This window comes from Pseudomonas sp. MYb193 (genome assembly GCF_002966775.1).
Lineage (GTDB): Bacteria > Pseudomonadota > Gammaproteobacteria > Pseudomonadales > Pseudomonadaceae > Aquipseudomonas > Aquipseudomonas paracarnis.
Genome location: NZ_CP023269.1, coordinates 5,505,600 through 5,530,000 on the forward strand (window position 1 = coordinate 5,505,600; position 24,401 = coordinate 5,530,000).

Annotated in this window: 20 protein-coding genes, 4 tRNA genes and 2 rRNA genes (1 of these 26 only partly in view); all 26 read right to left on the bottom strand. The window is 55.0% G+C overall.

All coding sequences use genetic code 11. The annotated features are described in order from the left end of the window. Positions 1-5 precede the first annotated feature (5 nt). Positions 6-830, bottom strand: a complete 825-nt coding sequence (gene rplB, locus CLM72_RS25285; RefSeq protein WP_003186055.1) for a 50S ribosomal protein L2 — start codon at positions 828-830, stop codon at positions 6-8. Positions 831-844: 14 nt separating this feature from the next. Continuing rightward, complete coding sequence (gene rplW / locus CLM72_RS25290; protein WP_002555488.1) at positions 845-1,144, bottom strand: 50S ribosomal protein L23; 300 nt, start codon at positions 1,142-1,144, stop codon at positions 845-847. Next, a complete protein-coding gene (gene rplD, locus CLM72_RS25295; protein WP_003176424.1) occupies positions 1,141-1,743 on the bottom strand; it encodes a 50S ribosomal protein L4 in 603 nt (200 codons plus the stop codon). The genes rplW and rplD overlap by 4 nt, the downstream gene beginning before the upstream one ends. A gap of 12 nt (positions 1,744-1,755) precedes the next feature. Continuing rightward, the gene (gene rplC, locus CLM72_RS25300) at positions 1,756-2,391 is read right to left on the bottom strand and encodes a 50S ribosomal protein L3 (protein WP_003194649.1); all 636 of its coding nucleotides are present in this window, start codon (positions 2,389-2,391) and stop codon (positions 1,756-1,758) included. Positions 2,392-2,472: 81 nt separating this feature from the next. After that, a complete protein-coding gene (rpsJ, locus tag CLM72_RS25305) occupies positions 2,473-2,784 on the bottom strand; it encodes a 30S ribosomal protein S10 (RefSeq protein WP_003186070.1) in 312 nt (103 codons plus the stop codon). Between the two features lie 158 nt (positions 2,785-2,942). Then, positions 2,943-4,136: an elongation factor Tu gene (tuf, locus tag CLM72_RS25310; protein WP_005791980.1), complete on the bottom strand. Its 1,194-nt coding sequence runs from the start codon at positions 4,134-4,136 to the stop codon at positions 2,943-2,945. Positions 4,137-4,166: 30 nt separating this feature from the next. Further along, on the bottom strand, positions 4,167-6,272 hold the full coding sequence (gene fusA, locus CLM72_RS25315; RefSeq protein WP_003194651.1) for an elongation factor G: 2,106 nt from the start codon (positions 6,270-6,272) through the stop codon (positions 4,167-4,169). A gap of 30 nt (positions 6,273-6,302) precedes the next feature. Continuing rightward, entirely contained in the window at positions 6,303-6,773 is a 471-nt protein-coding gene (gene rpsG / locus CLM72_RS25320; RefSeq protein WP_002555493.1) for a 30S ribosomal protein S7, read from the bottom strand. Between the two features lie 118 nt (positions 6,774-6,891). Then, complete coding sequence (gene rpsL, locus CLM72_RS25325; protein ID WP_002555494.1) at positions 6,892-7,263, bottom strand: 30S ribosomal protein S12; 372 nt, start codon at positions 7,261-7,263, stop codon at positions 6,892-6,894. Positions 7,264-7,479: 216 nt separating this feature from the next. Then, positions 7,480-11,679 (bottom strand): DNA-directed RNA polymerase subunit beta', encoded by a 4,200-nt coding sequence (gene rpoC, locus CLM72_RS25330; RefSeq protein WP_005791982.1) that lies wholly within the window; start codon positions 11,677-11,679, stop codon positions 7,480-7,482. A 64-nt stretch (positions 11,680-11,743) separates the two neighbouring features. Next, positions 11,744-15,817 carry a DNA-directed RNA polymerase subunit beta gene (rpoB, locus tag CLM72_RS25335; protein ID WP_010206926.1) on the bottom strand — a complete coding sequence of 1,358 codons (4,074 nt, stop codon included), beginning with the start codon at positions 15,815-15,817 and terminating at the stop codon, positions 11,744-11,746. Between the two features lie 219 nt (positions 15,818-16,036). Next, positions 16,037-16,402: a 50S ribosomal protein L7/L12 gene (rplL, locus tag CLM72_RS25340; RefSeq protein ID WP_020302454.1), complete on the bottom strand. Its 366-nt coding sequence runs from the start codon at positions 16,400-16,402 to the stop codon at positions 16,037-16,039. A 78-nt stretch (positions 16,403-16,480) separates the two neighbouring features. Continuing rightward, on the bottom strand, positions 16,481-16,981 hold the full coding sequence (gene rplJ, locus CLM72_RS25345; RefSeq protein ID WP_003232405.1) for a 50S ribosomal protein L10: 501 nt from the start codon (positions 16,979-16,981) through the stop codon (positions 16,481-16,483). Between the two features lie 199 nt (positions 16,982-17,180). Then, entirely contained in the window at positions 17,181-17,876 is a 696-nt protein-coding gene (gene rplA, locus CLM72_RS25350) for a 50S ribosomal protein L1 (protein WP_003176434.1), read from the bottom strand. Continuing rightward, entirely contained in the window at positions 17,876-18,307 is a 432-nt protein-coding gene (gene rplK, locus CLM72_RS25355) for a 50S ribosomal protein L11 (protein WP_003176435.1), read from the bottom strand. The genes rplA and rplK overlap by 1 nt, the downstream gene beginning before the upstream one ends. A gap of 116 nt (positions 18,308-18,423) precedes the next feature. Continuing rightward, a complete protein-coding gene (nusG, locus tag CLM72_RS25360) occupies positions 18,424-18,957 on the bottom strand; it encodes a transcription termination/antitermination protein NusG (RefSeq protein ID WP_003176436.1) in 534 nt (177 codons plus the stop codon). 9 nt (positions 18,958-18,966) lie between these two features. Continuing rightward, positions 18,967-19,335 carry a preprotein translocase subunit SecE gene (secE, locus tag CLM72_RS25365; RefSeq protein ID WP_003194658.1) on the bottom strand — a complete coding sequence of 123 codons (369 nt, stop codon included), beginning with the start codon at positions 19,333-19,335 and terminating at the stop codon, positions 18,967-18,969. A 45-nt stretch (positions 19,336-19,380) separates the two neighbouring features. Next, positions 19,381-19,456: transfer RNA gene (locus CLM72_RS25370), tRNA-Trp, on the bottom strand. Positions 19,457-19,599: 143 nt separating this feature from the next. Further along, positions 19,600-19,675 (bottom strand) — tRNA-Thr (locus tag CLM72_RS25375). 26 nt (positions 19,676-19,701) lie between these two features. Continuing rightward, a tRNA-Gly gene (locus CLM72_RS25380) sits at positions 19,702-19,775 on the bottom strand. A 24-nt stretch (positions 19,776-19,799) separates the two neighbouring features. Further along, a tRNA-Tyr gene (locus CLM72_RS25385) sits at positions 19,800-19,884 on the bottom strand. Positions 19,885-20,026: 142 nt separating this feature from the next. Beyond that, complete coding sequence (locus tag CLM72_RS25390) at positions 20,027-20,473, bottom strand: hypothetical protein (protein WP_105228727.1); 447 nt, start codon at positions 20,471-20,473, stop codon at positions 20,027-20,029. Between the two features lie 7 nt (positions 20,474-20,480). Further along, positions 20,481-21,230 (bottom strand): pantothenate kinase, encoded by a 750-nt coding sequence (locus tag CLM72_RS25395; RefSeq protein WP_105228728.1) that lies wholly within the window; start codon positions 21,228-21,230, stop codon positions 20,481-20,483. Further along, positions 21,220-22,179, bottom strand: coding sequence for a bifunctional biotin--[acetyl-CoA-carboxylase] ligase/biotin operon repressor BirA (birA, locus tag CLM72_RS25400; RefSeq protein WP_105228729.1), 960 nt, complete (start codon positions 22,177-22,179; stop codon positions 21,220-21,222). Before birA ends, CLM72_RS25395 begins: the two co-directional genes overlap by 11 nt. A gap of 155 nt (positions 22,180-22,334) precedes the next feature. Continuing rightward, positions 22,335-22,450: ribosomal RNA gene (gene rrf, locus CLM72_RS25405) — 5S ribosomal RNA — on the bottom strand. Positions 22,451-22,601: 151 nt separating this feature from the next. Further along, positions 22,602-24,401 (bottom strand): 23S ribosomal RNA (locus CLM72_RS25410) (it continues 1,092 nt past the right edge of the window).

The following is a 24,401-nucleotide window of genomic DNA, read 5'->3' on the forward strand; positions in this document are numbered from 1 at the left end:
TCTATTTACTTGCGACGACGGACGATCATTTTGTCGGTACGCTTATTACCACGAGTCTTCGCGCCCTTAGTCGGGAAGCCCCATGGCGATACCGGATGACGACCACCAGAGGTACGACCTTCACCACCACCGTGTGGGTGGTCAACCGGGTTCATGGCAACACCACGAACGGTTGGGCGAACGCCACGCCAGCGTTTGGCACCAGCTTTACCCAACGAACGCAGGCTGTGCTCGGAGTTCGAGACTTCGCCCAGGGTCGCACGGCATTCAGCCAGTACTTTACGCATCTCACCAGAACGCAGACGCAGGGTCACGTAGACGCCTTCACGAGCGATCAACTGAGCCGAAGCACCAGCGGAACGAGCGATCTGTGCGCCTTTACCTGGCTTCAATTCGATGCCGTGTACGGTGCTACCAACTGGAATGTTACGCAGTTGCAGAGCGTTGCCCGGCTTGATCGGTGCCAGAGCACCTGCGATCAGCTGGTCGCCAGCACTCACGCCTTTAGGGGCGATGATGTAGCGACGCTCGCCATCTGCGTACAGCAGCAGAGCGATGTGAGCAGTACGGTTTGGATCGTATTCGATACGCTCGACAGTGGCAGCGATGCCATCTTTGTCGTTGCGACGGAAGTCGACCAGACGATAATGCTGCTTATGGCCACCACCGATGTGACGAGTGGTAATACGACCATTGTTGTTACGACCACCAGACTTCGATTTTTTCTCGAGCAGCGGTGCGTGAGGAGCGCCTTTATGCAGCTCCTGGTTGACCACCTTGACCACAAAACGGCGGCCAGGGGAAGTCGGTTTGCATTTAACGATTGCCATGATGCACCCCTTCCTTACTCAGCACTGCTGCTGAAATCGAGATCTTGGCCTGGCTGAAGGGAGATAACCGCCTTCTTCCAGTCATTACGCTTGCCCAGACCGCGAGCAGTGCGCTTGCTCTTACCCAGAACATTCAGGGTAGTAACACGCTCTACTTTCACGCTGAACAGGCTTTCGACGGCCTTCTTGATTTCCAGCTTGGTTGCGTCAGTTGCAACCTTGAAAACGAACTGGCCTTTCTTGTCAGCCAGAACCGTAGCCTTTTCGGAAACGTGCGGGCCAAGCAGAACTTTAAATACGCGTTCCTGGTTCATCCCAGCAGCTCCTCGAATTTCTTCACGGCCGACACGGTGATCAACACCTTGTCGTATGCGATCAGACTAACTGGATCGGAACCTTGCACGTCACGTACATCAACGTGTGGCAGGTTGCGAGCAGCCAGGTACAGGTTCTGATCAACAGCTTCGGACACGATCAAAACGTCGGTCAGGCTCATGTTGTTCAGTTTGCCCAGCAGATCTTTGGTTTTTGGACTTTCAACAGCGAAGTCCTGAACCACGACCAGACGATCAGTACGCACGAGCTCAGCAAGGATGGAGCGCAGTGCTGCGCGGTACATCTTCTTGTTGAGCTTCTGAGAGTGATCCTGTGGACGAGCTGCGAAAGTGGTACCGCCGCCACGCCAGATTGGGCTACGGATAGTACCGGCACGAGCACGGCCAGTGCCTTTCTGACGCCAAGGGCGCTTACCGCCACCACGTACGTCGGAACGGGTCTTTTGCTGCTTGCTACCTTGACGGCCGCCGGCCATGTAGGCCACGACTGCTTGGTGAACGAGCGTCTCGTTGAATTCGCCGCCAAATGTCAGTTCGGAAACTTCGATCGCTTGAGCGTCATTTACATTTAATTGCATGTCAGCTTCCCCTTAACCGCGAGCCTTGGCCGCTGGACGTACAACCAGGTTGCCGCCAGTAGCGCCAGGAACAGCACCCTTGACCAACAACAGATTGCGTTCAGCGTCGACGCGCACTACTTCGAGGGACTGCACGGTCACGCGCTCAGCGCCCATATGACCGGACATTTTTTTGCCCTTGAATACACGACCAGGAGTCTGGCACTGGCCAATAGAGCCCGGGACGCGGTGGGAAACGGAGTTACCGTGAGTGTTGTCTTGACCACGGAAATTCCAACGCTTGATCGTACCCTGGAAGCCTTTACCCTTGGACTGACCGGTTACGTCAACCAGTTGACCAGCGGCGAAGATTTCAGCGTTGATCAGATCGCCAGCCTGGTAGTCGCCGTCTTCAAGACGGAACTCCATGACAGTACGACCAGCTGCAACGTTTGCTTTAGCGAAGTGACCTGCTTGAGCAGCAGTCACGCGCGAAGCACGACGCTCGCCGACAGTGACTTGCACTGCACGATAGCCATCGGTTTCTTCAGTTTTGAACTGGGTGACGCGATTCGGTTCGATCTCAATGACCGTGACCGGAATGGAGACACCTTCTTCGGTGAAAATACGGGTCATACCGCATTTACGACCGACTACACCAATAGTCATGTTGTAAACCTCATGAGTGTACGGGGCTTTCACCCGCTATGGCCGCCCATTTCAGAGCGTTACACGACTAAGACCCAAGTCTTAGCCGAGGCTGATCTGTACTTCCACACCGGCCGCCAGATCGAGCTTCATAAGTGCATCAACGGTTTTATCCGTTGGCTGGACGATGTCCAGTACGCGCTTATGAGTACGGATCTCGTACTGGTCACGCGCGTCTTTGTTGACGTGCGGGGAGACCAGAACGGTGAACCGCTCTTTACGGGTAGGCAGTGGAATTGGACCACGCACTTGAGCACCAGTACGTTTCGCGGTTTCCACGATTTCCTGGGTGGATTGGTCGATCAGGCGATGGTCAAAAGCCTTCAACCTGATACGAATTTGCTGATTTTGCATTGGATTTCAGACTCCGGCTGCTATTCCCACCGGGCGCAATACGCCCGTTAAAAGGAGGCGCAATTCTATAGACGCCCTAGATATGTGTCAACCCAATAAAAAAGGCCCCCGCTAAGCGGGGGCCTTCTCAAAACATCAGAGCTCACTCAAAAGAGAGATTACTCGATGATTTTAGCTACAACGCCAGCACCAACGGTGCGGCCGCCTTCACGGATAGCGAAGCGCAGACCGTCTTCCATTGCGATGGTTTTGATCAGGGTAACAGTCATTTGAATGTTATCACCTGGCATTACCATTTCAACGCCTTCTGGCAATTCGCAGTTACCGGTCACGTCAGTAGTACGGAAGTAGAACTGTGGACGGTAGCCTTTGAAGAACGGAGTATGACGGCCGCCTTCTTCTTTGCTCAGAACGTAAACTTCTGCGGTGAACTTGGTGTGCGGCTTGACCGAACCTGGCTTAACCAGAACCTGGCCACGCTCAACGTCGTCACGCTTGGTACCACGCAGCAGAACGCCGCAGTTCTCGCCAGCACGACCTTCGTCGAGCAGTTTGCGGAACATTTCAACACCGGTGCAGGTGGTAACAGTAGTGTCACGCAGACCAACGATTTCCAGTGGATCCTGAACGCGAACGATACCGCGCTCGATACGACCAGTCACAACAGTACCGCGACCGGAGATCGAGAATACGTCTTCGATTGGCATCAGGAACGGCTTGTCGGTCAGACGAACTGGTTCTGGGATGTAGCTGTCCAGAGTTTCAACCAGTTTACGAACGGCAGTGGTGCCCATTTCGTTTTCGTCGTTGCCTTCCAGAGCCATACGAGCAGAACCGATGATGATCGGAGTGTCGTCGCCTGGGAAGTCGTAAGTGCTCAGCAGATCGCGCACTTCCATCTCAACCAGTTCCAGCAGCTCAGCGTCGTCTACCAGGTCAGCCTTGTTCAGGAAAACCACGATGTACGGAACGCCAACCTGGCGGGACAGCAGGATGTGCTCACGGGTTTGTGGCATCGGACCATCAGCGGCCGAGCAAACCAGGATAGCGCCGTCCATCTGGGCAGCACCAGTGATCATGTTCTTCACGTAGTCAGCGTGACCTGGGCAGTCAACGTGAGCGTAGTGACGAATAGTCGAGTTGTACTCAACGTGCGCGGTGTTGATGGTGATACCACGAGCTTTTTCTTCTGGTGCGCTGTCGATCTTGTCGAAGTCAACACGAGCCGAACCGAAAACTTCGGAGCAGACGCGAGTCAGAGCAGCGGTCAGAGTGGTTTTACCGTGGTCAACGTGGCCGATGGTGCCAACGTTTACGTGCGGTAGGGAACGATCAAATTTTTCTTTAGCCACGACAATTAACTCCTTGCCTAAAGGACTGAATCAGCCTTGTTTTTTGGATACAGTTTCAGCGATGTGCGCCGGAGCTGTGTTGTATTTTTTGAATTCCATAGAGTAGCTTGCGCGACCCTGGGACATGGAACGAACGTCGGTCGCATAACCGAACATCTCGCCCAACGGAACCTCGGCGCGAATCACTTTGCCGGAAACCGTGTCTTCCATACCCAAGATCATGCCGCGACGACGGTTAAGGTCGCCCATGACATCACCCATATAGTCTTCAGGTGTAACAACTTCTACCGCCATGATTGGCTCAAGCAACTCACCACCGCCCTTCTGGGCCAGTTGCTTGGTTGCCATGGAAGCAGCCACCTTAAACGCCATCTCGTTGGAGTCGACGTCGTGGTAAGAACCGTCAAAAACGGTTGCTTTCAGGCCGATCAGCGGATAGCCGGCAACAACACCGTTCTTCATCTGCTCTTCGATACCCTTCTGGATAGCAGGGATGTATTCCTTAGGAACAACACCACCTACTACTTCGTTCACGAATTGCAGACCTTCCTGACCTTCGTCAGCAGGAGCAAAACGGATCCAGCAGTGACCGAACTGACCACGACCGCCGGACTGACGAACGAACTTGCCTTCGATTTCACAGTTCTTCGTGATGCGCTCACGATAGGAAACCTGAGGCTTACCGATGTTGGCTTCGACGTTGAACTCACGGCGCATCCGGTCAACCAGGATGTCCAGGTGCAGCTCGCCCATGCCGGAGATGATCGTTTGACCAGTCTCTTCATCAGTCTTGACGCGGAAAGATGGATCTTCCTGAGCAAGCTTGCCCAGAGCGATACCCATTTTTTCCTGGTCATCCTTGGTCTTAGGCTCTACGGCAACCGAAATAACCGGCTCCGGGAAGTCCATGCGAACCAGGATGATTGGCTTGGCAGCGTCGCACAAAGTCTCACCAGTGGTGACGTCCTTCATGCCGATCAGGGCCGCGATGTCACCAGCGCGTACTTCCTTGATCTCTTCACGGGCGTTTGCGTGCATTTGCACCATACGACCCACGCGCTCTTTCTTGCCTTTAACCGAGTTGATCACGCCGTCGCCGGAGGCCAACACGCCCGAGTAAACGCGGACGAAGGTCAAAGTACCCACGAATGGGTCGGTAGCGATCTTGAACGCCAGAGCCGAGAAGGGCTCGTTGTCGTCTGCATGACGCTCCATCTCTTCTTCCTCGTTATCAGGGTTGGAACCCTTGATAGCAGGAATGTCGGTTGGAGCAGGCAGGTAGTCGATAACGGCGTCGAGAACCAGGGGAACACCCTTGTTCTTGAAGGAAGAACCGCAAACAGCCAAGACGATCTCGCCAGCGATGGTACGCTGACGCAGGGCGGCCTTGATTTCCACGTTGGTGAGTTCTTCACCTTCGAGGTACTTGTTCATCAGCTCTTCGCTGGCTTCGGCCGCAGCCTCAACCATGTTGTTGCGCCACTCGTCAGCCAGCTCCTGAAGCTCTTCAGGGATAGGCTTGCGAACAGGAACCATACCTTTGTCGGAATCATTCCAGTAAACAGCTTCCATGTTGATCAGATCGATCTGACCCTGGAAGTTGTCTTCGGAACCGATAGCCAACTGGATTGGCACCGGAGTGTGACCCAGACGCTGCTTGATCTGACCGATCACGCGCAGGAAGTTGGCACCAGCACGGTCCATCTTGTTTACATAAACAAGACGTGGAACGCCGTACTTGTTGGCTTGACGCCATACGGTTTCCGACTGAGGTTCAACACCCGAGGTGCCGCAGAACACAACGACAGCGCCGTCGAGTACGCGCAGGGAACGTTCAACTTCAATGGTGAAGTCTACGTGACCCGGGGTATCGATTACGTTGAAGCGATGCTCGTCTTTGTACTGCTTCTCGGAACCTTTCCAGAAGGCGGTAATAGCAGCAGAAGTAATGGTAATACCACGCTCCTGCTCCTGAACCATCCAGTCTGTGGTCGCGGCGCCGTCATGCACCTCGCCCATTTTGTGACTTTTGCCGGTGTAAAACAGTACGCGCTCGGTGGTGGTGGTTTTACCAGCATCCACGTGAGCGACGATACCGATGTTACGGTAGCGGCTAATCGGAGTAGTACGAGCCATAAAGCCCTCGCAAAATTAGTGAAGCTAAAATTAGAAGCGGTAGTGCGAGAAAGCTTTGTTGGCTTCAGCCATACGGTGCACGTCTTCACGCTTCTTAACAGCAGCACCTTTACCTTCAGCAGCGTCCAACAGTTCGCCGGCCAAACGCAGAGCCATAGACTTCTCGCCGCGCTTACGGGCGAAGTCTACCAACCAGCGCATTGCCAGAGCGTTACGACGGGACGGGCGAACTTCAACCGGAACCTGGTAAGTAGCACCGCCTACACGGCGCGACTTCACTTCGACCAGCGGAGCGATGGCGTCGAGAGCTTTCTCGAAGATTTCCAGGGGGTCGCTGTTCTTGCGTTCTTTAACCTTTTCCAGCGCGCCATAAACGATACGCTCGGCAACGGCTTTCTTGCCGCTTTCCATTACGTGGTTCATGAACTTGGCCAGAATTTGGCTTCCGTATTTTGGATCGTCAAGCACTTCGCGCTTGGCTGCTACGCGTCTTCTTGGCATGGATAAGCCCTCAAACGGTCTTCAGGTTCGCTCGGAATCGGTGCCCTTTCGGGACGCCTCCGACCTTACTCTTATCGACTCAGAAAATAAGATGATTCAGGTTTACAAAAAGCCGCTACTACTTAGGCTTCTTGGTACCGTACTTCGAACGACCCTGGTTACGACCTTTAACGCCGGAAGTATCCAAGGAACCGCGTACGGTGTGATAACGAACACCTGGCAAGTCTTTTACACGACCGCCGCGGATCAGTACCACGCTGTGCTCTTGCAGGTTGTGGCCTTCACCGCCGATGTACGAGGAAACCTCGAAACCGTTTGTCAGACGCACACGGCATACTTTACGCAGTGCCGAGTTAGGTTTTTTCGGCGTGGTGGTATACACACGGGTGCATACGCCACGACGTTGCGGGCAGTTCTGCAGCGCAGGTACGTCGGATTTCTCGACGATACGCTTACGCGGCTGACGTACCAGCTGGTTGATAGTTGCCATCTACTAGCTCCACTGTTGTCTTGCGACGCTATTGTCTTGCAAGAAAAGCAAAATGGCAGGAACGAATTCCCGCCAAATTTAGGGGTACAAGAGTCTAAAGAGGATCTTGTCCCCAGTCAAGGCAAGGCCCCGACCTCCCCTCGCGCCGAACCGGGGCAAAAATGCCTCGATCCGACGAATGGGAGTGCCAGGGCCCAGACTCATCTATCGCGGAACTCAGTTACCGCTTGAGTTCAGCGCTTCGGTCAGTGCAGCTTCCACTTCACTGGCGCTTACGCGCAGCGGCTTGTCAGCATCACGGCGACGCTTACGTTCGCTGTGGTAAGCCAAGCCGGTACCCGCCGGGATCAGACGACCCACGACTACGTTTTCTTTCAGGCCGCGCAGGTAATCGCGCTTGCCGGTTACCGCTGCTTCGGTCAGTACGCGAGTGGTCTCCTGGAAGGAGGCCGCCGAGATGAACGACTCAGTGGACAACGACGCCTTGGTGATACCCAGCAACACGCGAGTGAACTTGGAGACAAATTTCTCTTCGTTCGCCAGGCGCTCGTTTTCTACCAGTACGTGAGTCAGTTCCATCTGGTCGCCCTTGATGAAACTGGAATCGCCGGATTCAGCGATTTCAACTTTACGCAGCATCTGACGCAGGATGGTCTCGATGTGCTTGTCGTTGATCTTCACGCCCTGCAGACGGTAAACGTCCTGGATCTCGTTAACGATGTACTTGGCCAGCGCACTCACACCCAGCAGACGCAGGATGTCGTGTGGATCGCTCGGGCCGTCGGAGATAACTTCGCCGCGGTTTACCTGTTCGCCTTCGAACACGTTCAGGTGACGCCACTTCGGAATCAGCTCTTCATACGGATCGCTACCGTCGTTCGGGGTAATGACCAGACGGCGCTTGCCCTTGGTCTCTTTACCGAACGCGATGGTGCCGCTGACTTCAGCCAGAATCGACGCTTCTTTCGGACGACGAGCTTCGAACAAGTCAGCAACACGCGGCAGACCACCGGTGATGTCACGGGTCTTCGAAGTTTCTTGCGGGATACGTGCGATAACATCACCGATCGCGATCTTCGCACCATCCGCTACACCGACCAGGGCGTTGGCTGGCAGGAAGTACTGAGCGATTACGTCAGTGCCTGGCAGCAACAGGTCCTTGCCGTTGTCGTCGACCATCTTCACGGCAGGACGGATGTCTTTGCCGGCAGCTGGACGATCTTTGGCGTCGAGTACTTCAATGTTGGTCATACCGGTCAATTCGTCAGTCTGACGCTTGATCGTGATGCCTTCTTCCATGCCCACGTAGGTCACGGTACCTTTCATTTCGGTAACGATTGGGTGAGTGTGCGGATCCCACTTGGCCACGATTGCGCCAGCGTCGACCTTGTCACCTTCTTTAACCGAAATCACAGCACCGTACGGCAGCTTGTAACGCTCGCGCTCACGACCGTAGTCATCAGCGATTGCCAGCTCACCGGAACGGGACACAGCAACCAGGTGGCCATCCACTCGCTCAACGTGCTTGAGGTTGTGCAGACGGACGGTACCGCCATTCTTAACCTGAACACTGTCGGCCGCGGAGGTCCGGCTTGCCGCACCACCGATGTGGAACGTACGCATGGTCAGCTGGGTACCCGGCTCACCGATGGACTGGGCAGCGATAACGCCGACCGCTTCACCGATGTTCACCTGGTGACCACGAGCCAAGTCACGGCCGTAGCACTTGGCGCAGATGCCGTAGCGGGTTTCGCAGCTGATCGGCGAGCGAACGATCACTTCGTCGATGCTGTTGAGTTCGATGAACTCGACCCACTTCTCATCCACCAGGGTACCGGCAGGAACGATAACTTCCTCGGTGCCTGGCTTGAATACGTCACGGGCAATAACACGACCCAATACGCGCTCACCCAGCGGCTCTACAACGTCACCGCCTTCAATGTGCGGAGTCATCAGCAGGCCGTGCTCGGTGCCGCAATCGATCTCGGTTACAACCAGATCTTGTGCAACGTCTACCAGACGACGAGTCAGGTAACCGGAGTTAGCGGTTTTCAACGCGGTATCCGCAAGACCCTTACGAGCACCGTGAGTGGAGATGAAGTACTGAAGTACGCTCAAACCTTCACGGAAGTTCGCAGTGATCGGCGTTTCGATAATGGAACCGTCCGGCTTGGCCATCAGGCCACGCATACCGGCGAGCTGACGGATCTGCGCAGCAGAACCCCGTGCGCCCGAGTCGGCCATCATGTACATCGAGTTGAAGGATTCCTGGTCAACTTCGTCGCCGTGACGGTCGATGACTTTCTCTTTCGAGAGGTTGGCCATCATCGCCTTGGAAACTTCGTCGTTCGCCTTGGACCAAAGGTCGATCACCTTGTTGTACTTCTCGCCCTGAGTTACCAGGCCGGAGGCGTACTGGCTCTCGATCTCTTTCACTTCGTCAGTAGCAGCACTGATGATGCGAGCTTTTTCATCCGGGATAACGAAGTCGTTAACACCGATGGAAACGCCGGAGATGGTCGAGTAAGCGAAACCTGTGTACATCAACTGGTCAGCGAAGATAACGGTCTCTTTCAAACCAACCACGCGGTAGCACTGGTTGATCAGCTTGGAGATCGCCTTTTTCTTCATCGGCAGGTTGACGACGTCGTACGACAGACCTTTTGGCACAACCTGATACAACAGCGCACGGCCGACAGTGGTGTCGACGATACGGGTGTTGCTCACGCTGCCGCCGTCACGGTCGTTGACGGTTTCGTTTATCCGCACCTTGACCTTGGCGTGCAGTGCGGCTTCGCCAGCACGGAACACACGGTCAACTTCTTGCAGGTCAGCGAACACACGACCCTCGCCTTTGGCGTTGATCGCTTCACGAGTCATGTAGTACAGACCCAATACAACGTCCTGCGACGGAACGATGATTGGCTCACCGTTGGCTGGCGACAGAATGTTGTTGGTCGACATCATCAACGCACGTGCTTCCAACTGGGCTTCCAGTGTCAGCGGTACGTGCACGGCCATTTGGTCGCCGTCGAAGTCGGCGTTGTACGCAGCACAGACCAGAGGGTGCAGCTGGATAGCCTTACCTTCGATCAGTACAGGTTCAAACGCCTGGATACCCAGACGGTGAAGGGTCGGTGCACGGTTGAGGAGAACCGGGTGTTCGCGGATCACTTCAGCGAGAACGTCCCAAACCTCTGGCAGTTCGCGCTCGACCATTTTCTTGGCCGCTTTGATGGTGGTCGCAAGACCGCGCATTTCCAGCTTGCCGAAGATGAACGGTTTGAACAGCTCGAGTGCCATCTTCTTAGGCAGACCGCACTGGTGCAGACGCAGGGTCGGGCCTACGGTAATTACCGAACGACCGGAGTAGTCAACACGCTTACCGAGCAAGTTCTGACGGAAACGACCCTGCTTACCCTTGATCATGTCAGCCAAGGATTTCAGAGGACGCTTGTTCGAACCGGTGATAGCGCGGCCACGACGACCGTTGTCGAGCAGGGCATCGACCGCTTCTTGCAACATACGCTTTTCGTTGCGCACGATGATGTCCGGAGCGGACAGATCAAGCAGGCGCTTCAAGCGGTTGTTACGGTTGATCACGCGGCGGTACAGGTCGTTGAGGTCGGACGTCGCGAAACGACCACCGTCCAACGGTACCAGCGGACGCAGGTCTGGCGGCAGAACCGGCAGAACGGTCAGCACCATCCACTCTGGCAAGTTGCCGGAACCCTGGAAGGCTTCCATCAACTTCAGACGCTTGGACAGTTTCTTGATCTTGGTTTCGGAGTTGGTTTGCGGAATCTCTTCGCGCAGACGACCAATCTCGTGCTCCAGGTCGATAGCGTGCAGCAGTTCGCGGACAGCTTCGGCACCCATGCGGGCATCGAAATCGTCGCCGAACTCTTCCAGCGCTTCGAAGTACTGCTCGTCGTTCAGCAGCTGACCTTTTTCAAGGGTGGTCATGCCTGGGTCGATAACGACATAGCTCTCGAAGTAGAGAACACGTTCGATATCACGCAGGGTCATGTCCATCAGCAAGCCGATACGGGACGGCAGCGATTTCAGGAACCAGATGTGGGCAACCGGCGAAGCCAGTTCGATGTGCGCCATGCGCTCACGACGAACTTTGGCCAGTGCGACTTCAACGCCACACTTCTCGCAGATCACACCACGGTGCTTCAAGCGCTTGTACTTACCGCACAGGCACTCGTAATCCTTTACCGGGCCAAAGATCTTGGCGCAGAACAGGCCGTCACGCTCAGGTTTGAACGTACGGTAGTTGATGGTTTCCGGCTTTTTAACTTCACCGAACGACCACGAACGGATCATCTCAGGCGATGCCAACCCAATACGGATGGCGTCGAACTCTTCGACTTGACCCTGGTTTTTCAGCAAATTCAGTAGGTCTTTCAAGGCCTTTCCTCCTGGCGGAGCAGAGAGCGGGCTAAACAGCCCCGCTCTCGATTCGCGTCACGTGTTATTCGGTTTCCAGATCGATATCGATGCCGAGGGAACGAATTTCTTTGATCAACACGTTGAAGGACTCGGGCATGCCCGGCTCCATACGGTGATCGCCGTCCACGATGTTTTTGTACATCTTGGTACGACCGTTCACATCGTCCGACTTCACTGTGAGCATTTCTTGCAGAGTGTATGCAGCACCGTATGCTTCCAGTGCCCAGACCTCCATCTCCCCGAAACGCTGACCACCGAACTGAGCCTTACCACCCAGCGGCTGCTGGGTAACCAGGCTGTACGAACCGGTAGAACGAGCGTGCATCTTATCGTCTACCAAGTGGTTCAGCTTCAGCATGTACATGTAGCCAACAGTAACCGGGCGCTCGAACTTGTTGCCGGTACGGCCGTCGAACAGCTGCATCTGGCCGCTTTCTGGCAGGTCTGCCAGTTTCAGCATGGCCTTGATTTCGCTTTCCTTGGCACCGTCGAACACCGGGGTAGCCATTGGAACGCCGCCGCGCAGGTTCTTCGCCAGATCCAGGATTTCCTGGTCGGAGAAGGTGTCCAGCTCTTCGTTGCGACCGCCGATCTCGTTGTAGATCTCGTGCAGGAACTTACGCAGGTCTGCGACTTTGCGCTGCTCTTCGATCATGCGGTTGATCTTCTCGCCCAGACCTTTGGCCGCGAGGCCCAGGTGGGTTTCAAGGATCTGACCAACGTTCATACGCGAAGGTACGCCCAACGGGTTGAGGACGACGTCGACCGGGGTGCCATTGGCATCGTGCGGCATGTCTTCAACCGGCATGATCACAGAGACCACACCTTTGTTACCGTGACGACCGGCCATCTTGTCGCCCGGTTGGATGCGGCGACGGATTGCCAGGTAAACCTTGACGATTTTCAGCACGCCTGGAGCCAGGTCATCGCCCTGCTGCAGTTTGCGCTTCTTGTCTTCGAACTTGTCGTCCAGCAGACGGCGACGATCAACGATATAGGCCTGGGCCTTCTCGAGCTGCTCGTTCAGAGCATCTTCAGCCATGCGCAGTTTGAACCACTGGCCGTGCTCAAGACCGTCGAGGATTTCGTCGGTGATGTCCTGACCTTTCTTCAGACCTGCGCCGCCTTCAGCCTTGTGGCCTACCAGAGCGGAGCGCAAACGTTCGAAGGTCGCGCCTTCAACGATACGGAACTCTTCGTTCAGGTCCTTGCGGATCTCGTCGAGCTGGGTCTTCTCGATGGACAGTGCACGAGCATCACGCTCAACGCCGTCACGGGTGAAGACCTGTACGTCGATGACCGTACCCTTGGTACCGGTAGGTACACGCAGGGAGGTGTCTTTAACGTCGCTGGCTTTTTCACCGAAGATGGCACGCAGCAGCTTCTCTTCCGGCGTCAGTTGGGTCTCGCCTTTCGGAGTGACTTTACCGACCAGGATGTCGCCAGCGCCAACTTCAGCACCTACATAAACGATACCGGCTTCGTCCAGCTTGTTCAGTGCAGCTTCACCCACGTTCGGGATGTCTGCAGTGATTTCCTCAGGCCCAAGCTTGGTATCACGCGCCACACAGGTCAGTTCCTGAATGTGGATCGTGGTGAAGCGGTCTTCTTGAACCACACGCTCGGACAGGCAGATGGAGTCTTCGAAGTTGAAGCCGTTCCATGCCATGAACGCGATGCGCATGTTCTGACCCAGAGCCAGTTCACCCATGTCGGTGGACGGGCCGTCGGCCATGATGTCGCTACGCTGAACGCGATCACCCTTGCTCACCAGCGGACGCTGGTTGATGCAGGTGTTCTGGTTCGAGCGGGTGTATTTGGTCAGGTTGTAGATGTCGACACCGGCTTCGCCAGTTTCTACTTCGTCATCGGCAACACGAACCACGATACGGCTGGCATCAACGGAGTCGATCACGCCGCCACGACGAGCCACGACGCAAACGCCGGAGTCACGTGCTACGTTGCGCTCCATGCCGGTACCTACCAGCGGCTTGTCAGCACGCAGGGTCGGTACAGCTTGACGCTGCATGTTGGAACCCATCAACGCACGGTTGGCGTCATCGTGTTCCAGGAACGGGATCAGCGACGCTGCAACCGAAACTACCTGCTTCGGAGAAACGTCCATCAAGGTGACGTCTTCCGGCGCCTTGACGGTGAACTCGTTCAAGTGACGAACAGCTACCAGCTCGTCGACCAGGACTTTCTTGTCGTTCATCGTGGCCGAAGCCTGAGCGATCACGTGATCAGCTTCTTCGATGGCGGACAGGAATACGATCTCGTCGGTGACCAGGGCGTCTTTCACCACACGGTATGGGCTTTCGAGGAAGCCGTACTGGTTGGTGCGCGCATAGGCAGCCAGAGAGTTGATCAGACCGATGTTCGGACCTTCCGGCGTTTCGATCGGGCATACACGACCGTAATGCGTCGGGTGTACGTCACGGACTTCAAAGCCAGCACGCTCACGGGTCAGACCGCCCGGGCCCAGTGCAGAAACACGGCGCTTGTGGGTGATCTCGGAGAGCGGGTTGTTCTGGTCCATGAACTGCGAAAGCTGGCTGGAACCGAAGAACTCTTTCACCGCCGCAGCCACTGGCTTGGCGTTGATCAGGTCTTGCGGCATCAGGCCTTCGCTTTCAGCCATCGACAGACGCTCTTTGACCGCACGCTCAACACGTACCAGGCCAACGCGGAACTGGTTCTCGGCCATTTCGCCTACGCAGCGAACACGACGGTTACCCAGGTGGTCGATGTCATCGACGATGCCTTTGCCGTTACGGATGTCGACCAGGGTCTTCAATACCGCGACGATGTCTTCCTTGCACAGCACGCCCGAACCTTCGATCTCGGTACGACCGATACGACGGTTGAACTTCATCCGGCCGACCGCAGACAGGTCATAACGCTCAGGGCTGAAGAACAGGTTGTTGAACAGGGTTTCGGCAGCGTCTTTGGTTGGTGGCTCACCAGGACGCATCATGCGATAGATCTCGACCAGCGCTTCCAATTGGTTGCTGGTGGAGTCGATCTTCAGTGTGTCGGAGATGAACGGACCGCAGTCGATATCGTTGGTGTACAGGGTCTCGATACGAACAACCTGGGCCTTGGCGATTTTGGCCAGGATCTCGGTGTTCAGCTCGGTGTTGCACTCAGCCAGGATTTCGCCTGTAGCCGGGTGAACGATGACCTTGGCGGTAGTGCGACCCAGAACGTAGTCCAGAGGCACTTCCAGCTCTTTGATACCGGCTTTTTCGATCTGGTTGATGTGGCGCGCAGTGATACGACGGCCAGCCTCAACGATGACCTTGCCTTTTTCATCCTGGATGTCCAGGACAGCAATTTCACCACGCAGACGCGAAGCGATCAGCTCCAGCTTGAGGGTTTCATCCTTCAGGCTGAATACGTTGGTGGTGTAGAAAGCGTCCAGCACCTGCTCAGTGGTGTAACCGAGCGCACGCAGCAATACCGAGGCCGGCAGCTTGCGACGACGGTCGATACGCACGAACACGCAGTCTTTCGGGTCGAACTCGAAGTCCAACCACGAACCGCGGTACGGAATGATCCGCGCGGAGTACAGGAGTTTGCCGGAGCTGTGCGTCTTGCCGCGGTCGTGGTCGAAGAACACGCCCGGGGAACGGTGCAGCTGGGAAACGATTACACGCTCGGTACCGTTGATTACGAAGGTACCGTTCTCAGTCATCAATGGGATTTCGCCCATGTAGACTTCTTGCTCTTTGATGTCCTTGATCGCTTTGTTCGACGATTCTTTGTCGAAAATGATCAAACGGACTTTTACCCGCAAAGGTACGGCGTACGTAACGCCACGCAACACGCATTCTTTGACATCAAATGCCGGTTCGCCCAGGCGATAACCGACGTACTCCAGCGCAGCATTGCCGGAGTAGCTGATGATCGGGAAAACGGATTTGAAGGCCGCATGCAGGCCCACGTCGCGGAACTGATCTTTGGTCGCTCCCGCCTGCAAGAATTCACGATACGAATCCAGCTGGATAGCCAGAAGGTACGGGACATCCATGACGTCCGGCAACTTGCTAAAGTCCTTGCGGATACGTTTTTTCTCAGTATATGAGTAAGCCATCAGCGTTCCCCAGCTTGGTCACCTGCTTGTTTGGCCCCTCCGACGGGAGCAGCCAGAAAATCTTGCAAACCCCATGGTTTGCACCACCGCTTCGGGTGGCTACAGCGCGTTAATGGCGGCGACCGAGTCGACAGCCAAGAACGGAAAAAGGCCGGTGGCAAGAGCCACCAGCCATCAGCCTTCAGCTTAACGCTTGGGCTGGAGACGCAAGGTCGATGCTTACTTCAGCTCGACTTTAGCGCCTGCTTCTTCCAGAGTAGCTTTGGCTTTGTCAGCTGCGTCTTTAGTAACAGCTTCCAGAACCATGGCAGGAGCGCCGTCAACTACAGCCTTGGCTTCTTTCAGGCCCAGACCGGTCAGTTCACGTACTGCCTTGATCACGTTTACTTTCTTCTCGCCAGCTTCGGTCAGCATGACGTTGAATTCGGTTTGCTCTTCAACAACGGCGGCAGCAGCAGCTGGACCGGCGGAAGCAGCGGCAGCGGAAACGCCGAATTTTTCTTCGAAAGCTTTGATCAGCTCAACAACCTGCAGAACCGACATTTCAGCTACGGCGTTGAGGATATCGTCTTGGGAGATAGACATTGCTGTATTTCCTGAATTGGGGGACGGCCTACGCGGCCATCGAAATAAACAAAAATACGCGAGAGAGGTTGCTCAGCCTTAGGCTGCGGCAGCTTCTTTTTGCTCGCGAACTGCAGCCAGAGTACGAGCCAGCTTGCTGGTAGCGCCTTGAATCACGCTCATCAGCTGCGAAATGGCTTCGTCGCGGGTCGGCAGTGTTGCCAGTACGTCGATTTGGTTAGCTGCGAGGAACTTGCCCTCGAACGCAGCTGCCTTGATCTCGAACTTATCCTGACTCTTGGCGAATTCCTTGAACAAACGGGCAGCAGCGCCTGGATGATCTTTAGAGAACGCGATCAGAGTCGGGCCAGTGAACACGTCGTTGAGAACACTGTATTCAGTGTCAGCAACGGCGCGCTTGAGCAGGGTGTTTCGTACAACACGTACGTATACACCAGCTTCACGAGCCTCTTTACGGAGTCCGGTCATAGCGCCTACTGTCACACCACGGGCATCAGCCACGACAGCGGACAGAGCAGCTTTGGCAGCCTCGTTGACTTCAGCGACGATGGCCTTCTTGTCTTCGAGATTAATTGCCACGGGTTTAACTCCTGCTTGTTACCGTTTCATCTGGCCTAGGCCTGATGTCGTTTTGGTGTCTGATTCGGTAAGGAACCGGGAGCACCATCTGCGTAGGCTTGTTGGTTTAAGACTTGCGTCGCCTACGGTCTTGGATAGCCCCCGCCAGGCAGGGACCCCAATCTTTCAATTGGCGCAATTGCTCGCGCCAATTTATGTCTTATACGTCCAGCGAGCCTTGGTCGATGACCAGACCTGGGCCCATAGTGGTGCTCAGGGTAACGCGCTTGACGTAGATACCTTTCGAGGAAGCAGGCTTGATACGCTTCAGATCAGCGATCAGGGCTTCAACGTTTTCCTTCAGCTTGACGGCATCGAAGCCGACTTTGCCAACGGAGGTGTGAATGATGCCGTTTTTGTCGGTGCGATAACGAACCTGACCAGCCTTGGCGTTTTTAACCGCGGTAGCTACGTCTGGAGTTACGGTGCCGACTTTAGGGTTAGGCATCAGGCCACGTGGACCGAGGATCTGACCCAACTGACCTACAACGCGCATTGCATCCGGGGAAGCAATTACGACGTCATAGTTCAGGTCGCCGCCTTTCATTTCGGCAGCCAGGTCATCCATGCCAACGCGATCAGCACCAGCGGCCAGAGCAGCTTCAGCAGCTGGGCCTTGGGTGAAGACGGCAACACGTACAGTCTTGCCAGTACCGTGTGGCAGCACAGTAGCGCTACGAACGACCTGGTCGGATTTACGTGGGTCAACGCCCAGGTTCACAGCAACGTCAACAGACTCGCTGAACTTGACAGTCGACAGCTCGGTCAGCAGGGCAGCAGCGTCTACGAAGTTGTAGGACTTGCCCGCTTCGATTTTGCCGGCGATAGCCTTTTGGCGCTTGGTCAGCTTAGCCATTACACACCCTCCACGTTAAGGCCCATGCTACGAGCAGAACCGGCGATGGTACGCACGGCTGCATCCATATCAGCTGCAGTCAGATCCGCGTTTTTGGTTTTCGCGATTTCTTCCAGCTGAGCACGGGTTACAGTGCCAACCTTAACGGTGTTAGGACGAGCGGAACCGCTGGTCAGACCGGCAGCTTTCTTCAGCAAAACCGAAGCCGGGGTCGACTTGGTTTCGAAGGTGAAGCTACGGTCGCTGTATACAGTGATGATCACTGGAGTCGGCAGACCTGGCTCAAGACCCTGAGTACGGGCGTTGAAGGCCTTGCAGAATTCCATGATGTTCACGCCGTGCTGACCCAGAGCTGGACCGACGGGTGGGCTAGGGTTGGCCTGAGCGGCCTTCACTTGCAGCTTGATGTAAGCGGTAATCTTCTTGGCCATGAGGCACTCCAATTACGGGTTCAAACGCCTCGAAAGGCTCCCCGGTTACTTGCGCGTTTATCCCAGTGACGACAAAACCCCACAGCCTAGGCTGCGGGGTTGGGATGCTTGTCCTGCTAGACCTTTTCGACCTGGCTGAACTCCAACTCTACCGGGGTAGAGCGACCGAAAATGAGCACCGCCACTTGGATCCGGCTCTTTTCGTAGTTAACTTCTTCGACCGTACCGTTGAAATCAGCGAACGGACCGTCTGTAACGCGAACAACCTCACCAGGCTCGAACAACGTCTTCGGCTTCGGCTTGTCGCTACCATCAGCAACACGACGCAGAATTGCTTCCGCCTCTTTGTCGGTGATCGGAGCAGGCTTATCGGCAGTACCGCCAATGAAGCCCATGACGCGAGGGGTATCCTTGACCAAGTGCCAAGTACCTTCGTTCATGTCCATCTGTACCAGCACGTAGCCAGGGAAGAACTTGCGTTCGCTTTTGCGCTTCTGCCCATTCCGCATTTCAACCACTTCTTCAGTGGGAACCAGAATTTCGCCGAAGCCATCTTCCATGCCTGCCAGCTTTACGCGCTCCAGCAAAGAGCGCATAACATGCTTCTCGTAACCCGAGTAAGCATGCACAACGTACCAACGCTTAGCCACGGGACACCCTTAGCCAACAATCAAGGAAACAAGCCAGCCGAGCAGGGAGTCAAGCCCCCACAACAGCAACGCCATAACCAGAACAACAGCCACGACAATCAATGTGGTCTGAGTGGTTTCTTGGCGAGTCGGCCAAACGACTTTACGGATTTCGGTGCGAGCTTCCTTAACCAGTACCGCGAAGGACTTGCCTTTGGCAGTCTGCAGGCCTACAAAGGCAGCTACAGCAGCGAGGGCAAGCAAAGCGAGTACACGGTACAGGATCGGCGAAGCAGAATAGTACTGATTGCCAACAACGCCTACGACCACCAAGGCGACTACAGCGAGCCACTTTACCAGATCGAAACGAGAGCTTTGAGCTTCAGCCTTAGGAGTCATCTATGAAGATCCTGTGAAAAGAAAGCCAGACACACCACGTGAATCTGGCAGGTCAGGAGGGAATCGAACCCCCAACCTACGGTTTTGGAGACCGTCGCTCTGCCAATTGAGCTACTGACCTAAAACAAAATCAGGCCGACCATTATGCAGGCCTGAAAAAGACTTTACAACAACCAACCCCACAAGACCTGAAACATCGAACAACATTCAAGCCGAGGCAGCTGTTAAAACAAAGGCAGATATTTTCATATCTGCCTTGTCATATGGAGCTCTTGAGCGGATTTGAACCGCTGACCTCACCCTTACCAAGGGTGTGCTCTACCAACTGAGCTACAAGAGCGAAACACCTTGCACAACCTGCAAACTTGGAGCGGGTAGCGGGAATCGAACCCGCATCATCAGCTTGGAAGGCTGAGGTTCTACCACTAAACTATACCCGCGGAGCTTGCAGCTCACGCTAAAAATGGTGGAGGGGGAAGGATTCGAACCTTCGAAGTCGTAGACGTCAGATTTACAGTCTGATCCCTTTGGCCGCTCGGGAACCCCTCCTAAGCGAGCCGGCATTTTACATCACGCCGGCCTTCTGTCAAGCATTTTCTCATTTAAATTATGAGGTTAGCTGCATTGACGGTAGCTTTGCACTGTAGCCCTTAAAGGTCTTCACTGCGAAGCGGGCGCCATTCTATGCAAACTATTCGAGAGTTGCAATGCCTTCGCACAGCATTATTTTATGTTTTAACTCATTGAATTCATTAGCAAGGCTTTCAAAGGGCAGATCGTCAGCCAGGCGACGGCTCTCAGGGGCCACACGCAACCAATAACCCGAGGCGCTCTGTGCATTCAGCAACTGGACCGTGACCTTTATATCCAGGCTCGTGAGCCTCTGCTCGAGAGAGGAGGCTTGGCGTCGATCCGAGAAACCACCGATGTACAAGCAGGTATTCTGCGCCTCCACCGACCTCGCTCGATCACGCCGAGCCACCGCATCTGCCGACTCACTCAAGAGGCGAATATCTTGCTGCGCTCCTCGATGGAGACTCAAGGGCGTGACATCCTTGGCCCGCAATGGCGCCTCTTGCTGATGCCAGACGTAATAAAAAACATTGAGAACCAGTAAAAGTAAAAACAGCCAGCGCATAATCACCTCAAGACAAAGGACACGCCATCGCCAAACCAACAAACACCAGGTCCGGGACCAGCCGAGCCTGAGGCGCAGCATCCCTGACCAGGTCGGCATCGCCTCCAGTGAGGAAGACCGTGAAATCCTCCCCCCAATAGCCTCGCGCCAACTCGAGCTGAGTCAGCACGAAACCTCTAAGCATGAGCGTACAACCACGCTCGACGGCCTCTACGGTCGTGCGACCTGGAGAGAGACGCTCCAGCGCCCGCTCAGCGGCCGCGTCGTCATAACGTATCTTGCGAGTATGGGTTCGCAGTTGATTACGCATAAGCGGCATACCCGGGCAAATAAACCCCCCCAGGTGCTCACCGTCCGGACCGATAAAATCTGCGGTCGCCGCCGTACCAAAATCGAGTACCAGACATGCACCTGACGCCAACTTGAACGCGCCTAGCATGGCCAGCCATCGATCCATTCCTAGGCGCTGGAAGTCTTCGTAGCCGTTGCGCACTCCGCTCATTTCTCGAGCAGGGGTGGCACAGGAAACAGCAACGCCAAATGCCCCTACCAACGCTGCTATCAACTTATCGGTCTCCTCAAGCGTGCGAACACTCACCAACCGACAACGCGTGAGCAATAGACCAGGCAAAGCCACCAAACTGTCGATCAGCGCAATATCCGAACCTGCGATGCCTTCGGCGCGGACACTTGCATCACTCGACTCAAGAACACGCCACTTGATAAAGCTATTTCCACAGTCGAGCTCAAGAATCATCACGCAACCTCAGGCTTAGCTCACCACCGCTGTATATTTTCTCAACGCCACCGACATCCAAACGCAACGCGCCCTGACAATCTACACCGAGCACAACCCCATCAATCTGATTGACGCCCGCGATAAGCGACACACACTTCCCTTGCCACGCGTGATGCTGCTCCCACTCTGCTTGCAGCCCAGCAAAACCCGCAGCCTTGTGTCGGTCTAGGTAGGCTTGTAGCTGCAAGCCCAGTCGCGCCACCAGGTGATTGCGATCAACAGAAGAGCCCGTCTCGAGCTGCATCGAGGTCCACTGCTGATCAACCTCTACAGCCTTCTGCATATTCACATTGATACCTATCCCTAGCACAACGTGACAGATATCTGCGGGATCTCCCACCAACTCAAGCAAGATGCCTGAGATTTTCTTGTGCCCAACCAGGACGTCGTTTGGCCACTTCAAAGCTGCGCCCTCCACGCCCGACTCACGCAGAGCCTGCAGGACTGCCAGCCCCACCACCAGACTCAGCCCTTCCAGTTGCCGCAGGCCGCCCTCAACACGCAATACAAGGCTGTAGTAAACGTTTTGCGCAAATGGGCTGACCCATTTGCGGCCTCGTCGCCCCCTACCAGCCGTCTGCTGCTCCGCTAGCACAATAAAAGGAGCCGCACTGCCCGCATCGACAAGACGTAAAGCCTCAGCATTAGTGGAGTCAATGGAGTCGAAAATGTGAACGGGCCAAGCCAAGGAAGCCGCCCTCTGAGAAATTTCCTGCGCATTCAAAAACATCAATGGCGCAGCCAATTTATATCCGCGCCCCCGGACCTTATGAATGGGGAGATTCAATTCTGCCTCAAGATGCTGAAGCTGCTTCCACACGGCACTGCGACTGACGCCTAGGGCGGCACCAAGCGCTTCTCCAGAATGAAAGCGACCATCTTTCAGAAGTTTCAACAACGTCAGCATGCACATATCGCCTCAGAATGAGGCACGCATGATAGCCATGCGCAGGGTCATTGCATAGAAAGGCTGGATATCAGTCATGATCGACGCCCCACCAGATTTTCGAGCGCCCAAAACAAAACCCCAACTGCTTTCGCAATTGGGGTTTTGGAATTTAATCTTGACGATGACCTACTCTCACATGGGGAAACCCCACACTACCATCGGCGATGCATCGTTTCACTGCTGAGTTCGGGATGGGATCAGGTGGTTCCAATGCTCTATGGTCGTCAAGAAATTCGGGTACTGAGTCGTGGCCAGTTGGCCTCGCTTCAGCAAATTGGGTATGTGATAGATCGTGGTGTTTTGTGAGCGTCGAACTTTCGGTTCATTGCGTCTTCACACACCGCAATCTGGCCTTTCGACTCAAATTGCTTGGGTGTTATATGGTCAAGCCTCACGGGCAATTAGTATTGGTTAGCTCAACGCCTCACAGCGCTTACACACCCAACCTATCAACGTCGTAGTCTTCGACGGCCCTTCAGGGAACTCAAGGTTCCAGTGAGATCTCATCTTGAGGCTAGTTTCCCGCTTAGATGCTTTCAGCGGTTATCTATTCCGAACATAGCTACCCGGCAATGCCACTGGCGTGACAACCGGAACACCAGAGGTTCGTCCACTCCGGTCCTCTCGTACTAGGAGCAGCCCCTCTCAAATCTCAAACGTCCACGGCAGATAGGGACCGAACTGTCTCACGACGTTCTAAACCCAGCTCGCGTACCACTTTAAATGGCGAACAGCCATACCCTTGGGACCGGCTTCAGCCCCAGGATGTGATGAGCCGACATCGAGGTGCCAAACACCGCCGTCGATATGAACTCTTGGGCGGTATCAGCCTGTTATCCCCGGAGTACCTTTTATCCGTTGAGCGATGGCCCTTCCATACAGAACCACCGGATCACTAAGACCTACTTTCGTACCTGCTCGACGTGTCTGTCTCGCAGTCAAGCGCGCTTTTGCCTTTATACTCTACGACCGATTTCCGACCGGTCTGAGCGCACCTTCGTACTCCTCCGTTACTCTTTAGGAGGAGACCGCCCCAGTCAAACTACCCACCATACACTGTCCTCGATCCGGATAACGGACCTGAGTTAGAACCTCAAAGTTGCCAGGGTGGTATTTCAAGGATGGCTCCACGCAGACTGGCGTCCACGCTTCAAAGCCTCCCACCTATCCTACACAAGCAAATTCAAAGTCCAGTGCAAAGCTATAGTAAAGGTTCACGGGGTCTTTCCGTCTAGCCGCGGATACACTGCATCTTCACAGCGATTTCAATTTCACTGAGTCTCGGGTGGAGACAGCGCCGCCATCGTTACGCCATTCGTGCAGGTCGGAACTTACCCGACAAGGAATTTCGCTACCTTAGGACCGTTATAGTTACGGCCGCCGTTTACCGGGGCTTCGATCAAGAGCTTCGCGTTAGCTAACCCCATCAATTAACCTTCCGGCACCGGGCAGGCGTCACACCCTATACGTCCACTTTCGTGTTTGCAGAGTGCTGTGTTTTTAATAAACAGTCGCAGCGGCCTGGTATCTTCGACCGGCATGAGCTTACGGAGCAAGTCCTTCACCCTCACCGGCGCACCTTCTCCCGAAGTTACGGTGCCATTTTGCCTAGTTCCTTCACCCGAGTTCTCTCAAGCGCCTTGGTATTCTCTACCCAACCACCTGTGTCGGTTTGGGGTACGGTTCCTGGTTACCTGAAGCTTAGAAGCTTTTCTTGGAAGCATGGCATCAACCACTTCGTTATCTAAAAGATAACTCGTCATCAGCTCTCGGCCTTGAAATCCCGGATTTACCTAAGATTCCAGCCTACCACCTTAAACTTGGACAACCAACGCCAAGCTGGCCTAGCCTTCTCCGTCCCTCCATCGCAATAACCAGAAGTACAGGAATATTAACCTGTTTTCCATCGACTACGCTTTTCAGCCTCGCCTTAGGGACCGACTAACCCTGCGTCGATTAACGTTGCGCAGGAAACCTTGGTCTTTCGGCGTGGGTGTTTTTCACACCCATTATCGTTACTCATGTCAGCATTCGCACTTCTGATACCTCCAGCAAGCTTCTCAACTCACCTTCACAGGCTTACAGAACGCTCCTCTACCGCATCACTTACGTGATACCCGTAGCTTCGGTGTATGGTTTGAGCCCCGTTACATCTTCCGCGCAGGCCGACTCGACTAGTG

Bases quoted from the DNA above. Each gene is read 5' to 3' on its own strand.
- rplB (WP_003186055.1), bottom strand. From the start codon at position 830: ATGGCAATCGTTAAATGCAAACCGACTTCCCCTGGCCGCCGTTTTGTG.
- rplW (WP_002555488.1), bottom strand. From the start codon at position 1,144: ATGAACCAGGAACGCGTATTTAAAGTTCTGCTTGGCCCGCACGTTTCC.
- rplD (WP_003176424.1), bottom strand. From the start codon at position 1,743: ATGCAATTAAATGTAAATGACGCTCAAGCGATCGAAGTTTCCGAACTG.
- rplC (WP_003194649.1), bottom strand. From the start codon at position 2,391: ATGACTATTGGTGTAGTCGGTCGTAAATGCGGTATGACCCGTATTTTC.
- rpsJ (WP_003186070.1), bottom strand. From the start codon at position 2,784: ATGCAAAATCAGCAAATTCGTATCAGGTTGAAGGCTTTTGACCATCGC.
- fusA (WP_003194651.1), bottom strand. From the start codon at position 6,272: ATGGCTCGTACTACTCCGATTAGCCGCTACCGTAACATCGGTATCGTC.
- rpsG (WP_002555493.1), bottom strand. From the start codon at position 6,773: ATGCCAAGAAGACGCGTAGCAGCCAAGCGCGAAGTGCTTGACGATCCA.
- rpsL (WP_002555494.1), bottom strand. From the start codon at position 7,263: ATGGCAACTATCAACCAGCTGGTACGTCAGCCGCGTAAGCGTATCGTC.
- rpoB (WP_010206926.1), bottom strand. From the start codon at position 15,817: ATGGCTTACTCATATACTGAGAAAAAACGTATCCGCAAGGACTTTAGC.
- rplL (WP_020302454.1), bottom strand. From the start codon at position 16,402: ATGTCTATCTCCCAAGACGATATCCTCAACGCCGTAGCTGAAATGTCG.
- rplA (WP_003176434.1), bottom strand. From the start codon at position 17,876: ATGGCTAAGCTGACCAAGCGCCAAAAGGCTATCGCCGGCAAAATCGAA.
- rplK (WP_003176435.1), bottom strand. From the start codon at position 18,307: ATGGCCAAGAAGATTACCGCTTACATCAAGCTGCAAGTGAAGGCCGCT.
- secE (WP_003194658.1), bottom strand. From the start codon at position 19,335: ATGACTCCTAAGGCTGAAGCTCAAAGCTCTCGTTTCGATCTGGTAAAG.
- CLM72_RS25390 (WP_105228727.1), bottom strand. From the start codon at position 20,473: ATGCGCTGGCTGTTTTTACTTTTACTGGTTCTCAATGTTTTTTATTAC.
- CLM72_RS25395 (WP_105228728.1), bottom strand. From the start codon at position 21,230: ATGATTCTTGAGCTCGACTGTGGAAATAGCTTTATCAAGTGGCGTGTT.
- birA (WP_105228729.1), bottom strand. From the start codon at position 22,179: ATGCTGACGTTGTTGAAACTTCTGAAAGATGGTCGCTTTCATTCTGGA.